This window comes from Kitasatospora sp. NPDC058063 (assembly GCF_042885395.1).
Taxonomy (GTDB): domain Bacteria; phylum Actinomycetota; class Actinomycetes; order Streptomycetales; family Streptomycetaceae; genus Kitasatospora; species Kitasatospora lactacystinica.
Genome location: NZ_JBHVSD010000011.1, coordinates 215,556 through 229,359, shown reverse-complemented (window position 1 = coordinate 229,359; position 13,804 = coordinate 215,556). Strand labels below are relative to the sequence as shown.

Annotated in this window: 11 protein-coding genes; 10 read left to right on the top strand and 1 reads right to left on the bottom strand. The window is 71.8% G+C overall.

What is annotated here, in order from left to right; all coding sequences use genetic code 11:
• Positions 1-37: 37 nt before the first annotated feature.
• Positions 38-1,363: a DNA-binding protein gene (locus tag ACFVUY_RS21260; protein WP_387731986.1), complete on the bottom strand. Its 1,326-nt coding sequence runs from the start codon at positions 1,361-1,363 to the stop codon at positions 38-40.
• Positions 1,364-2,278: 915 nt separating this feature from the next.
• On the opposite strand from ACFVUY_RS21260, the gene ACFVUY_RS21255 reads away from it, so the two are divergent.
• From ACFVUY_RS21255 to ACFVUY_RS21210, 10 genes are all read left to right on the top strand, one after another.
• Positions 2,279-2,710 carry a hypothetical protein gene (locus ACFVUY_RS21255; protein WP_387691061.1) on the top strand — a complete coding sequence of 144 codons (432 nt, stop codon included), beginning with the start codon at positions 2,279-2,281 and terminating at the stop codon, positions 2,708-2,710.
• A gap of 65 nt (positions 2,711-2,775) precedes the next feature.
• Complete coding sequence (locus ACFVUY_RS21250; RefSeq protein WP_387731983.1) at positions 2,776-4,272, top strand: amino acid permease; 1,497 nt, start codon at positions 2,776-2,778, stop codon at positions 4,270-4,272.
• Positions 4,269-5,684, top strand: a complete 1,416-nt coding sequence (locus ACFVUY_RS21245) for a glutamine synthetase family protein (RefSeq protein WP_387691057.1) — start codon at positions 4,269-4,271, stop codon at positions 5,682-5,684. The genes ACFVUY_RS21250 and ACFVUY_RS21245 overlap by 4 nt, the downstream gene beginning before the upstream one ends.
• A 127-nt stretch (positions 5,685-5,811) precedes the next feature.
• The gene (locus ACFVUY_RS21240; RefSeq protein WP_387731981.1) at positions 5,812-7,299 is read left to right on the top strand and encodes a Mur ligase domain-containing protein; all 1,488 of its coding nucleotides are present in this window, start codon (positions 5,812-5,814) and stop codon (positions 7,297-7,299) included.
• A gap of 28 nt (positions 7,300-7,327) precedes the next feature.
• Positions 7,328-7,849, top strand: coding sequence for a hypothetical protein (locus ACFVUY_RS21235; RefSeq protein WP_387731978.1), 522 nt, complete (start codon positions 7,328-7,330; stop codon positions 7,847-7,849).
• The gene (locus tag ACFVUY_RS21230) at positions 7,846-8,097 is read left to right on the top strand and encodes a hypothetical protein (protein WP_387731975.1); all 252 of its coding nucleotides are present in this window, start codon (positions 7,846-7,848) and stop codon (positions 8,095-8,097) included. Before ACFVUY_RS21235 ends, ACFVUY_RS21230 begins: the two co-directional genes overlap by 4 nt.
• A gap of 74 nt (positions 8,098-8,171) precedes the next feature.
• Complete coding sequence (locus ACFVUY_RS21225) at positions 8,172-9,116, top strand: hypothetical protein (RefSeq protein WP_387731973.1); 945 nt, start codon at positions 8,172-8,174, stop codon at positions 9,114-9,116.
• Positions 9,113-9,562 carry a hypothetical protein gene (locus ACFVUY_RS21220; RefSeq protein WP_387691050.1) on the top strand — a complete coding sequence of 150 codons (450 nt, stop codon included), beginning with the start codon at positions 9,113-9,115 and terminating at the stop codon, positions 9,560-9,562. The genes ACFVUY_RS21225 and ACFVUY_RS21220 overlap by 4 nt, the downstream gene beginning before the upstream one ends.
• A gap of 33 nt (positions 9,563-9,595) precedes the next feature.
• Positions 9,596-11,521: a glycoside hydrolase family 15 protein gene (locus tag ACFVUY_RS21215; protein WP_387731971.1), complete on the top strand. Its 1,926-nt coding sequence runs from the start codon at positions 9,596-9,598 to the stop codon at positions 11,519-11,521.
• Positions 11,521-13,614 carry an NB-ARC domain-containing protein gene (locus ACFVUY_RS21210; RefSeq protein WP_387731968.1) on the top strand — a complete coding sequence of 698 codons (2,094 nt, stop codon included), beginning with the start codon at positions 11,521-11,523 and terminating at the stop codon, positions 13,612-13,614. Before ACFVUY_RS21215 ends, ACFVUY_RS21210 begins: the two co-directional genes overlap by 1 nt.
• Positions 13,615-13,804 lie beyond the last annotated feature (190 nt).

The window sequence follows — 13,804 nt, the reverse complement described above, 5'->3', positions numbered from 1 at the left end:
CTGCCGGCCCGCCCCACCCCGCTGGGGTAGCCGTGACCTACTCGATGGCCAGTCGCCCGACGCTGCCGCCGAACTGCCTCGGCGCAGCGACTCGGGTGTACTCCTCCAGCACCTCCCGAAGCTCCCTGGCCACCTGCGACGTCCGGATGGACTCCGTGGTCAGCAGCTTGCCGACGTGGACCACCCGTTCGACGAGGCCTGCAGCGCGCCGGTCCGGAGCAAGCGCCGCGATGGGCTCCAGGACGTCGGCGGCTTCCTCCACTTCTCCGTCGAGGATCAGCGCCGACGCGAGGTCCGCCCGCGCCTCGGCCTCGATCCGGGGAGTCCTCTGCCCGGCAGGCAGCCCCGCCTGCAGTTCCAGCACCAGCCGTGCGTGCCGCTGCGCACCGGCGCCATCGCGCAGGAGAAGGAGCGTCGTACCGTGCGAACGGGCGATCCGCTCGGGACGGTGGAGGAACTCCCCCGCAACCTCGTCGTGGAGATCGTCGCGCTCGACGGTGTCGACGTCGCGGAAGCGCTCGACGGCTTCCGCGGCTCGTCGCTGATCTCCAAGGTGGCCATAGGCCCTGGCTTCGATGGCGGCGATTCGAACGCGGCCGGCCGTACCGACACCGGGAAAGGAATGCGCCTGACGGATGAAGCGGATCGCTTCGCTCGGCCGGCCTTCCCAGTAGGAGAGCATGCCGAGTGTGCCGGCCGCGAAGGCGGCGAGCGGAGTGAAGCGGGTGATCTCGGCGTACATGCCTGCGGAGCGGGCCAGTCGACCGGCTTCGCCGAATGCCCCGAGGTCGAAGGCGGTCATGGCCAGCAGCGCCGTCGTCTGGCCGAGGGCGATCAGCAGGTGCTGCTTCTGCTCGGGGATGTGGGTGCGGTCCAGCAGGGCTTCGGTGTCCGTCCGAAGCTGCCGGGCCTCACGAAGCACGTCGAACGGCGGCCGATTGTTGTAGGTACGGGCGAGTCGGCGGACATCTTCCTGGACCTGCTCTATGGAGAGGTCGGAGAGGAAGGCGGACGCCACGGAAGCAGCGTGGTCGGATGCTTCGCGTGCGGTCATCGCGAGCTCCCTTTCGAGGTCTTGCCGGGATAGTGCGGTGGGGCCTCCCTCAGGCGGCGGCGCCAGGAGTTCGGCGATCGGCTTGTTGAACATGTGCTGAATCGTCTGGGAGAACACGCCGGTCGGCCGGCTGACCGTTCCGGCGACCCAACGCCTGTACGTCGCCTGCGACATATCCAGGTCGCGGAACCGGTGGTCCTTGAGGGTTCGCGCCAACTCGTTGCCAGAACCTCGGAGTTCCCGATGGAAGTCGGAAAACTCCCACCCCGAACTCTCTATCAGGACCCCCAGTAGCGTCTTGCTCGACATGTCGCGCCTCCGCCCCGTGGTGTCGGTCACAGCCCAGCCGCCGCCGATTCGGGGAGAGCCTGAATCTAGCAATACCCGCTGATGAGCCATCGCGTTGCCGGTTCTGACGAGATGACACTCCGATGACATGTCACTGCCTCACCGCCCGATCAGATGACACTTCGATGTCGTGGCGCTGCTCCAACCGGAGCGGGACAGTTGGTGGCCGATCGCCGAGTCACATTTCGTCACGCGACCCGGTCGTCTCATCTTCTTCAGCCCCTCGGCCGATCCGGTTGAGCCGGCCGTGCTTCTTGGCGCCCTCGGTCTACCGGGCGACGGGGAGTGCGGCGCCAACGGACCGGCATTCCTCGAAAGGACCCGGCAATGGATGCTCCGGTCGCCCTTGACCCGGGCCGATTCGTCCGGCACCCCGCGGGCCACGACAGCGACCTCCGGGTCGCCGTGGAGGAGTTTCGGCAGGGTCGATGGATAACTGCCCGCGCGCTGCTTGCCAGTTCATGGGGCGACTGGCCCGCGTGGACGGCCCGGACCCAGGTCCTGGCCGCCGTCGCCGCACGGAGTGACGTGCTCGACCACATGCGGCGCGAGGCCCCGGACAGCAGCGGGTTGTCGACGCTCCTCGCGCGGACGGCTGTCGCACGAGCCCTCCAGGCCGTCAGCAACCGGGCGGACCCACGAACAGTCGTGGGCCTGGAGCGGTCGGCACGGGAACTGTGCTGGGAGGCCGCCTCCACCCTCGCCGACGATCCGGTGCCGTGGATCTGCCTACTGGAACTGGCACGGTTGGATCCCTCCCTGTCCCGTCCGGAGCACCGGGCCGCAGCGCCCGACCAGATGCTCCCGCGCGGTCCATGGGGCCTTCTCGCACAGGTCCGACGCGCGGACCCGTGGAGCAGGGAGGCTTGGCACCAGATGCTCCGCTTCTGGCTCGCCCGCGGCACCCCCGGCACCGCGAACGATTTCTTGGCAGCCTTCCTCCCGAGCGCACCGACGGGCTCGCCCCTTCACGCTCTGCCGCTGTACGTGTACGTCGACCGCTATCAGCGGGCGGAGCGCAAGGGCACAGCCCAACTGCAGTGGACGAAGGACGAAGGAGTCCGTGCTGCGGTGCTGCGGGCGTACGAGCACTGGTCTGCGGCATCCGGCGGCCAGGGCCGGTGGCCCGTGGCGGACGAGAGCCACCTCGCGCACGCACTCTGGGCAAGCCGACTCCCTGTCCAGGCTGCGGAGGTGTTCACGGCGATGGCGCCGTTCGTCTCCTCCCACCCCTGGGTGAGCGTCGGCGACCGCCCGGACGACCTCTTCCGCCAGGCCCTGGCCCAGTCGTTCGCCGCCACCCGCTGAACTCTCCGCCCCAGCCCGTCCGACGGCCGGGCCGACCCCGCCGACCTTGCTCCGGAGGCCTCCACGTGCCACGTTCTGAACACAACCCCCTCTCCCCCGAGGACGACAACCACCTGCAACTTCTCGGGATCACGCCCGAACTGACCCGTCGGATGGGCCCCTTCGGGAACTTCGCGGTCTCCTTCTCGATCATCTCCGTCCTCAGCGGCTGCATGACCCTCTACGGATACGGTCTGGTCACAGGCGGGCCGGCGGTGATGATGTGGGGCTGGCTCGGGGTCGGGCTCGCCGTGCTGCTGGTCGGCATGTCACTGGCCGAGGTCACCTCCGCCTACCCCACCAGCGGCGGCCTCTACTTCATGGCCCTGAGACTGGGCGGCCCTCGATGGGCCTGGGGGACCGGCTGGTTGAACCTGCTCGGCCTGTTGGGAGCCATCGCCGGCATCGACTACGGCGCCGCCTCGTTCATCGCAGCATTCGCCGGACTCCAGTGGGGCACCGAACCGAATCCGGAGCTGGTCCTTTCGATCTTCGCCGTCATTCTGCTGCTCCACGCCCTGCTGAACGTCGTCGCCGTCCGTGTGGTGAGCCTGCTCAACAGCATCTCGGTGTGGTGGCACGTGCTGGGCGTGCTGGTGATCGTCGGCGTGCTCGCAGTCGTCCCCTCCCACCATCAGTCCCCCTCCTGGGTGTTCACGCACTTCGAGAACGGCACTGGCTGGTCGAACCCGGTCTATGTGAGCGCGATCGGGTTGCTCCTGGCCGGCTACACGTTCTGCGGGTACGACGCCAGCCTTCACATGTCGGAGGAGACGACGAACGCGCGGGTGGCCGCGCCTCAGGGCATGGTCCGCTCGATCGGGATCTCCCTGGTCGTCGGATTCGTGCTGCTGGCAGGCCTGCTGTTCGCCGTCCGGGACTACTCGGGGGCCGCCGCGGCCGGCGTTCCACCGGCACAGGTCTTCCTGGACGCGCTCGGGCCGAACGGCGCCAAGAGCTTGCTGCTCGTCGTGATCGGGGCCCAGCTCTTCTGCGGTTCGGCTGCGGTCACCGCCTGTTCGCGGATGATCTACGCGTTCTCGCGCGACAACGCGCTTCCGGGTGCCGGCACTTGGCGCCGGATCTCGTCCCGCAAGGTGCCGGTGCCGGCGGTGTGGCTGTCGGTCGTGGTGGCGTTCCTACTGGCACTGCCGTCGTTGTGGTCGACGACGGCCTACGGAGCGGTCACCGCCGTCAATGTGATCGGCATGACGCCCAGCTACATCATCCCCGTCTACCTGCGACTGCGGCAGCGAGACGGGTTCATCCCGGGACCGTGGCACCTGGGCCGGTGGAGCAGGCCGGTGGGTACCGCCGCGGTGGCGTGGGTGGTGGTGCTGATGGTGCTGGTGTGCCTACCGCAGCGCTACCCCGTGACGGTGGAGACGTTCAACTACGCTCCGTTGACTCTGCTGATCGTCCTCGGGCTGGCGGCCCTCTGGTGGCGGATGGCCGGCCAGCGGTTCTCCGCGCCGGTCGTCGAGGACCCGCACCTGGCCGAGATCGAGGAGCAGATCGTATGAGGGCGACGATACGGGCCGCCCGCATCCGCGCGGCCAAGCCCCCGGCCCCGTCGGCAATTTCGCCGGCCGGGCCGCTGGAGCAGCTGGTTGCCGACTTCGGTGTCGACACCGTGCTGCTGGCGATGGTCGACGTGCAGGGCCGGCTCAAGGGCAAGGAGTACTCCGCGAGGACGGTGGTGGAGCGGCTGCGGTCGGGTGCGCTGTCCCCGGAGATGTGTGGGTATGTGCTGGGAACCGACCTGGCTATGACTCCGCCGAGCAGCGGGCCGTTCACCTGGGCGAGCGGCTTCGGCGACATCGGTCTGCTGCCCGACACGAAGCGGGCCCGATTGCTGCCGTGGCTGCCGGGCACCGCGCTGGTGCTCGCCGAGCCGATCAGCGGCGGGTGGCCCCACCCACTGGGCCCGGGCACGGTGCTGAGCGAGCAGCTGCACCGGCTCGCGGGGCTTGGTGTGGTACCGGCGGTGGGGATCGAGACGGAGTTCGTGCTGTACGAGGGAACCACCCGGGATGCTGCGGCCGCAGGCTGGCGAGAGCTTCGCCCCGTTGTCTGGGACAACCGCGACTACGCCCTGGACCAGCCGTCGACGGTGCGGGAGTTCGGCCGGCGGCTCCGGGAGGTCCTCGCGGGCTCGGACATGCCGGTCGAGGCCGTCAAAGGCGAGGGCGGTGCCGGCCAGATCGAGGTCACCTTCCCGTACGGGGAGGCCCTGGCAGCATGCGAGCAGCACGTGCTGTTCAAGCACGCCGCGAAGACGATCGCGGACGAAGCCGGTTTGATGGCGTCGTTCATGGCAGCCCCGTCCACCGGGGTCGGCAGCGGCCTACACCTGCATGTGTCGCTGGCCGACTTCGACGGCCGGACGGTGTTGGCCGCCGACCCGGCCGACGGGACCGAACTATCGGAACTGGGCGAGCAGGCGGTGGCCGGGCTGCTGACGGTGCTGCCCGAGGTCGCTCCGTTGTGGGCGCCGTACGTGAACAGCTACAAGCGCTTCGCCGACCACTCTTTCGCTCCGGCCCGGCTCGCCTGGGGCCGGGACAACCGCTCGTGCGCGGTGCGGGTGGTCGGGCACGGCCGCAGCCTGCGACTGGAGGTCCGCCTGCCGGGCGCGGACGCCACCCCGATGCTCGCCCTGGCGGCGGTGATCGCCGGTATCCGGCACGGCATCGAGGCCAGCCTCAAGCCCCCGCCCGCCACCAGCGGCGACGCTTACCAGCATCCTGACGCGCCGCTGGTGCCGCAGTCCCTGGCCGAGGCGCTCGACGCCTTCGAGACCAGCGAACTGGCCGGGGACCTCTTCGGCGAGCCGGTCGTCGCGCACCTGGCGCGCGTCGCTCAGATGGACCTGGACCATCACGCCGCCCGCGTCACCGACGCGGAGCTGGAGCGCGGTCTCGCCCAGGCATGAGCCCCGGGCCGCTCACGGCGCCACACCCCCGGACCCGCGACCGGCCCGGTCCACCCCACCCCTCACCCTGCTGGAGGACTCCATGGAAAGCATGGACGCCGTTTCCGTCCGACCCCGCGCGAAGGGTATGGCGAAGCCCGCCCCCGACCTGCTGGCCAAGGCGCACCTGGTCGACGTCACCGCGCCCGGCCAGGAGGGTCTGGCGTTGTGGCTGGCCGACCGCGGCCTGGACGTCACCGGCAGCATCGGCCCCGCCGACCAGGACAGCGCCGCCGCCGGCCGGCTGCGCGAGGCCGGCGTGGGCGTGGTGGTCGGCTTCGACGCGTGCAACGTCCAGGCGGGCCGGACCTGTGTGGTGTGGTCGGGGGTGGTGGCCGCTGCGCACCCCGAACTCGACCGGGCTCAGGAGCTGAAGCTGCCGGTGCTCGCCCGCGCGCACGCGCTCGCGGTGCTGACCGCCGGGTTCGGCGGTCAGCTCGTGGCCGTCGGCGGCAGCCACGACACCGCGACGGCGGCGGCGGTGCTCGCCGTCGCGCTGGACGACGGCCACACGGGCTGGATCCTCAACGCCCCCGCCCGCAAAGGCCTGCCGGGGCACAGCGGCGACCGGCGGCTGGTGGTGGATCTGTGCCCGGACACCACCACTCACGAGGCCTCTCCCCTCGGGTCCTGGAGCTACGGCCCCGGCGCCGCGACCTTGTACCGGCGGCCGCGACCAGCGGTCACGCTGATCACCAGCGCCACCCGGAACGCGCCGCATTTCGAGGACACCATCGAGGCGCTGAACGACGCCACCAGCCTCGCCCGTTCGTCGGGCACGGTGGTGCTGCCGCTGTGGGACAAGGGCGCCAAGATCGTGCACGAGAGACTCACGGACCGGCCCGAGCCCAACGTGGCGGTGGTGACCGTCGGGCTCGCCGAGGACTGCGACGTGTGGGTCCTCACGCCCCGGTGGCTCGGCGGTGACAACCTCCTCACCCTCCACTATCGGGGCACCCGGCACCAGTTCACGGTTCCGGTCGTCGGCCGCCACCACGCCCTGGCGGCATGCGCCGCCATCGCCACCGCCCTCGTGGCCGGCGAGGACCCGCAGACGGTGGCGGACCGCCTCGCCGCCTTCCGCGGCGTCGAGCGCTCGCTGGCCGTGCTCGGCACGCGGGACGGGATCACCGTCGTGGACTCCCGCGCCCGGCACCCGCGCGAGGTCGCCCAGGATGTCACGGCCGCCCGGATGCTCTCCGAGGGGGACGTGCTCGTCGTCCTGGAGCCGGACGGCGTCGCCCGCACCACCGCCCATGCCGTCGAACTCGGAGCCGCCCTCGGCGACGCCGATCATGTCCTGCTCCTGCCGGTCAGCACGCCGCTGGCCGGACACGACGGGCCCGACCCGCTGGACGCCGTCGAGCGGGCCGCTGTCAGGGCCCTCGGCCCGGGTACCGTCCACCGCGTCCGCTCCGGCCCCTGCGAACCGGGCCCCGAGCAGCGGGTCTTCGAGATGACCGCGGAGGGCGATGTCGTCCTGGTCGTCGGGACCGGCCCCCATGCCGAGCGGCTCGGCCCCCGCCTGCTGGACCGCCTCGCCCAGACCGATGCCCTGGGCGCCAGCCGCCCGTGAGCCGCCCAACCTCACCGGAGACACCACCATGACCGCCACAGCCCTTCCCGCCCACACCCTGACCGGGCAGCAGATGCACCTGCTCGGGCACATCGCCGCCGAGTCCAACCTCCGCACGATCGCGGCCGACCCCGAACTCACCCTGGAGCGCGCCGAGGTTCACGCCGCCGTCACAGAGCTGCTGACGGCCACCGGCACCCGCACCGCGCCCCAGCTCGTCGCCTGGGGCACCGCGCACCGCCTGATCACCGACATCGCGCAGCCCTGCGTCGCCCTCTGCGCCGACATCCAACTGCCCCGGCGCCTCGATCTGGTCCTGGTGGGCTGGGTCGGGGGGCGCACCGCCCCGGAGCTCGCGGCCGACTTCGACATCACCGCCGCCACCGTGCGCGGTTACGGCAAGGACCTGCGTGCCTGGCTGGGCGTGCGCACCCAGATCCAGGCGAGCATCGCCGCCGTCCTCGCCGGCCTGGTCCGCCTCAGCGACATCGACCCCATGTGGCCCGCCGAGCCTCTGTACCACGCCGCGCCACGCGGCCAGGCCGCGTGAACTCCCGCCCCACCGGCGGCCGGGCCGCGATCGGAGCCGTCTGCTTCCTCCTCGGGGTCCAGGTCGGCGCCGCCGTCCTCTACCTCGTTCAGCACCGCACCCGGCTCACCCAGCCGCTCTACCTGGCGGTCTTCGCCCTCGCCGCCTTCGGCACCCTGGCCGTCACCGACCGGCTGATCGCCGCTCGTTCCACGCCGAAGCACCGGACCAGTTCCTCCCAGAAGGACCCGCCTCGGCCGACCGGTTGAGCACCCGTTCCACCGCACCACCCCATGGCGGCCGTTTCGGGCCAGGGCCGCACCCCGACAACCTTAGACAGTAGATGAGCACCTTACGACCTGCCGACGGACTGGCGGCCCGCGATCTGGACCGCCACCTGATCAACCGCGCGGGCGTCATCGTCGATGCCAACGCCCTCGTCCAGCTGCCCTCCGACCGCCTGTCCGGCGCCGAGCCGTTCCTCCTGGCCACAGGCGCCCCCGTGTCGGCCACCGTTCCCGCCCCGCTGCTGCGGCTGCTGATGCGCGCGGGCTCCATCGCCGTCCCCTGCGCCCTGGTCACCGAGCGGCTCGGCCGCCACGTGAGCACCATGCTCGCCGCCAAACGCGTCACCAACGTGTGGTCCGCCTCCGTGTCCGCGGCAGAACACCGCGATCAGGGAACCAACCCCTACCGGGCGGCGGCCGGCGCCCTCGGGCTCCCGGTCGAGACCTGTCTGATCATCGCCACCGATCCGACGCTGCACGAGGCCCGGACCAGCAGCGCAGGCCGCCTCCTCACCAGCGGCTCCGGAACCCTCCGCTTGGCCGCCAAGAGCACCGACAAGCTCAGCCAGTTCGAGCGCGACGTCGCCGTGCAGCTCGCCCTCGGGCACACCTACGACGGTGTAGCCGAGCAGCTCGGCTGCTCCTCCAGCGGCGCTGCCAACCTCATGTCGCGGATGATGCGCCGCCGTGGTCTCACCGACCGCACCCGTACCATCGTCGACCTCATCAACTCCGGCCTCCTCGACACCGCCGAACTGCGCGCGGCACTGCCCGACACGCTCCCGAGAATCACTGCGCGGGAGCACGAGGTACTCACCCTGCTTGCCGCCCACGAGCTGTCCACCGTCGCGAGGTTGACCGGCATCGGCCAAGCCACGATCGGCAGCGTCATCACCCGAGCCGCCAACGCCATCGGGGCCAAGACTCGCACCCAGGCCGTCATCATGGCCCTCCTGCTCGGCAACAGCAGCCCGGCAGCCGTCTCCGGCAGTGCCCGATGAGGCTGGTCGAGTACCCGCAGCACTACACCCTTGACGGCAACCCGACGCTGTACCTGGACCGTTCGGGCGCGGGCCGTCCGGGCTGGCAGAGAGAGGCCATCGCCCTCCTGGAAGCGGCCGGCTTCACCGGCACCGTCCTCAACCCCCGGCCCGCCGCCCACGCGGAAGCGCCGTCCGGCTGGCAGGAGCACAACCTGCGGCGCTTCGGCGCCGTCCTCCTGTGGTGCCCCACCGGCGGGCAGCAGGTGCGCGACGTCCGGCAGCGGCTCCTTCGCCTCTCGCGCACCGCGCTGGTCGTCGGCTGCGACCACACGGAGCGCGGGCAGCGTTTCGTCCACGCCGAACTGCTCCGCACGATGCCGCGGTTGGCTGTCGCCGCCGACCTCGCCGCCGCCGTACGGGCGGCTCTCGACCATCTCAGCGCCCCGGACGCGCCCCAGACCTGAAATCCCCTTCGACCCACCCCCGTCAGGAACACCATGCCCACCGCCGCACTGCCCCGCCGTTCCCGGCCCCTCATCGAGGACCACGGCCTGATCGGCAGCACCGCCACCGGCGCCCTCATCCGCAACGACGGCACCATCACCTGGGCGTGCCTGCCCCGGTTCGACTCCTCCGCCGTCTTCGCCACCCTGCTCGGCACCGAGGAGCACGGCTTCTGGCACCTCGGCCCCACCACCGCCGGCGAGCCCGCGGCGGCCGACCGGCGCCGCTACCGCGACGACACCATGTCGCTGGAACACGAATGGGACACCCAAACCGGCAGCGTCAGGGTCACCGACCTCATGCCGCTGGGCACCAAGACGCCCCAGATCATCCGCAGCGTCGAGGGCCTGAGCGGCACCGTGACGATGACCTCGACGGTCCGGGCCCGCCCCGGCTACGGCGCCCACGCCCCCCTGTACACCCGCACCTCGCGAGGCGCTACCGCGCGCCTGTGCGCCACCGTCCACCCCGACTCCTACTGGCTCGACGGCCCCCACCACGCCATCACCAACGCCGGTGCACGCTCCGACTTCACCATCACCGCCGGCGAGCGCATCGCCTTCACCCTCACCTGGTCCCCCTCCTCCCACCCGGCCCCCGACCTGCGCAGCCCCCGCTCGGCGCGCACCCTCACCGAGGTGTCCTGGCGCGAATGGGCGTCCCGCTGCGCCTACCAAGGCCCCCACCGGGAAGCGGTCGTCCGCTCCGCCCTCGTCCTCAAGTCCCTATGCCACCCGGGCGGCGGGATCGTCGCCGCCCCCACCACCTCCCTGCCCGAGCAGATCGGCGGCGAACGCAACTGGGACTACCGGTACGTGTGGCTGCGCGACTCCGCCCTGACCGTCATCACCCTCGCCCGCCTCGGCCACACCGGGGAAGCCGAAGCCTGGCGCGACTGGCTGCTCGCCGTCCTGGACCCCGACGTCTCGAACTTCCAGATCCTGTACGGCATCCACGGTGAGAACAACCTGCCCGAAAACGAGTTGGACCACCTGCCCGGCTACGAGAACTCCCGGCCCGTGCGGGTTGGCAACGGCGCCGCCGGACAGCTCCAGCTCGATGTCCCCGGCGAAATCGCCGACGCCCTCCTCGCCGCCGAGGACGCCGGCCTTCTTCCCGCCCGCGACGCCGACGCGATGCTGCGCGCCCTCGCCCGCTGGACAGAGGACCGATGGGCCAAGCCGGACGAGGGCATCTGGGAGGTCCGCGGCCCGCGCCGGCACTTCGTCCACTCCAAGGTCATGGCCTGGGTCGCGATCGACCGCACCATCACCCTCCTGCGCCGCCGCGCCTCCACCACCGCCGACGAACTCGCCCACTGGCGGCGGCTGCGCGCGCTGATCCACGCGGACGTCTGCGAGAAGGGCTACGACCCGGAGCGCAACACCTTCACCCAGTACTACGGCGGCAAGGAGCTGGACGCCTCGCTGCTGCTGATCCCCCAGGTCGGCTTCCTGCCCCCGGACGACAAGCGCGTCATCGGCACCATCGAGGCGATCCAGCGCGAACTGTCCACCGAGGACGGCTTCGTCCTGCGCTACCCCACCCACGACGAGAGCGGCAACAACGTCGACGGCCTCTCCGGCCACGAGGGCGCCTTCCTCGCCTGCTCGTTCTGGCTCGCCGACGACCTCGCCATGATCGGCCGGGTGCAGGAGGCCCACGAACTGTTCGACCGGCTGCTGGCGCTGCGCAACGACCTGGGCCTGCTCGCCGAGGAATGGGACCCCCGGCTCAAGCGCCAGGTCGGCAACTACCCGCAAGGCTTCAGCCACCTCGCCCTGGTCAGCGCGGCCCTGCGGCTGACCGCCAGCGACGCCGCGCACCTGCCGGCCCAGCGTGCCCAGCCCGCCGGGGCGCTCCCCGAGCGGGAGCAGGGCACACTCACGGTCGCGGGTGTCCGGCAGGGGTGCGGCTGATGACCGTCCCCGTGCCGTCCGTTTCCAACCGCATCACCGACGCCCGGACCGGTCCCGTCGTCCAGGCCGGCCGGGTCGGCGACGTCCACTTCCACCCCTCCGCGCCGCCGCGGCAGGTTCCCCGGCAACTCGCCGCGGTCACCCGGGTGTTCACCGGCCGCGAGCACGACGAGGCCGCCCTGGACGGGCTGCTCACCGGCCTGCCGGAGGGCACCGCCCCGGTGATCGTGATCACCGGGGCCTGCGGGATCGGCAAGCGCGCCCTCGCCGCCCGCTGGAGCCACCGGCACGCCGAGCGGTACCCGGACGGACAGCTCCTCGTCCGGCTGCGCGCCGATAGCGTCGGCGGCCCGGCCCCGGCCGCCGAGATCGCCCGCTCCCTGCTGCTCGGCCTCGGCGAAGGTCAAGGAGGGCACCTTCCCTGGCAGGCAGCCGACTTGCAGGCGTTGTGGCGCTCCACCGCGGCGACCCGGCGGCTGCTCGTGATGCTGGAGGACGCCGCCGGCGCCGACCAGGTCCTGCCGCTGGTCCCCGCCAACGCCGACTGCCTGGTCGTCGTCACCAGCCGCTCGCCGATGCCCGCGCTCGCCGCCCACGGCGCGCACCACCACCATCTGGCCCCGCTCACGCCCGTCCACGCCGTCCGGCTGCTCGCTCGGATCCTCGGCGAGGACCGGGTGCGCGCGGAGCCCGCCGCCACCGAAGCCCTCGCCCGTGCCTGCGACGGCAACCCGTTGGCCCTGAGCCTGGCCGCCGGCGAGGCCGTCCTCGTCCCCGCGCGCCCGCTCGTCCACCACCCCGCCCTCATCGCACCCGACTTGGAGAGCATCCCGATGACCACCGCCCTCGCCCTCACCTCACTGCCCGAGCCCGAGGCACGCCTGCTGCGACTCGCCACCCTGATCCCCGCGCCCGACCTCGACCACTTCGCCGTGGCCGCCGCCACGGCCACCCCCGCCGCCCAAACCCTGAACCTGCTGCACGAACTCTCGGCCCGCCACCTGCTGGAGCACACCGGCCGCCAGAGCGCGCGCGGCGACGTCTACCGCATCCGCCCCGAGGTCCGGGAACTGCTCCGCAACCCGGCCGACGCCCGCCGGCGCGTCGTGCAGTGCTACCTCGACCACCTGATCGCCACCGCCCAGGACACCGTCCAGCGCCTCACCCCGCACCACCGCATCCTGCCGCGCCAGCACCGCCACCACCCCGCCGAGCCGGTCCCCATCACCGACGACCGCACCGCGCAGGACTGGCTGGAGACGATCGCCCCCGCGGTCCTGCCCGCCCTCGCCGCCGCCCACGAACTCGGCGAGCACCAGGCGGCCACGGTCCTGGTCCACGACCTGTGGCCGCTCTTCCACCGCCTGCGGCGCACCGACCTGAGCGTCACCTGCCACAAGCTGGGGCTGAACTTCGCCCGGCTCTGGGGCCACCGCCTGGCCGTCTACGAGATGACCACCACACTCGCCATTTCGCACAAGCGCGCCGGAACACACCAGGACGCACTCCGGCTCTACGAGGAGGGCCGCGCCCTCGCCACCGAGGACAAGGACCCCAGCCGCATCGCCCAGTGCACGGCCGGCATCGGCGCCACCCTCTACGAGACCGAGCAGTACGCCGCCGCCGAACCCGAACTCGCCCGCGCGATCGAGCTCTACGCCGACCTCGACGACCGGCGCGGCGCCGGCCTCGCCGAGATCCTCCTCGGCTCCGCCGCCGCCCGCCAGAGCAACACCGAGCTCGCCCTCCCGCTGCTCCAGCAGGCCCTCACCGACCTCGAATCGCTCACCCCGCCCGACCCTCTGAACGTCGCCCGGGCGAAGGTCTTCCTGGGCGAGGCACAGTCCCTCGCCGGCCAGCACGACCTCGCGACCACCACCATCACTGAAGCACTGCGGGCGTTCGCGGACCTCGGCCACCGCCACTGGACGGCCCACGCCACCGAGTACCTCGGGCAGGCCGCCGAACGCACCGGACAGACCGAATCCGCCGCCGACTGGTACAGCTCCAGCCAGGACCAGTACCGGAACCTGGGCGCCACCCGCGACGTGAAACGCCTGCACGACCGGCTCCTCGCACTTCTGAACCGGTGACCTGTGCCCACCCACCGCGCCGAGCAAGTACCGGCCTCCGCACACTTCCCAGGATGACGAATGATCCTCCGCCCCATGGCAGCAGCCGCGCTCCTCGCCTACTTCGCAACGATCGGCTCCTCGGCACCCGCTCGGGCCGCCGAACCGGACATCCCGACCGCCACCGGCGTGGTCGGCCACGGACCCGACG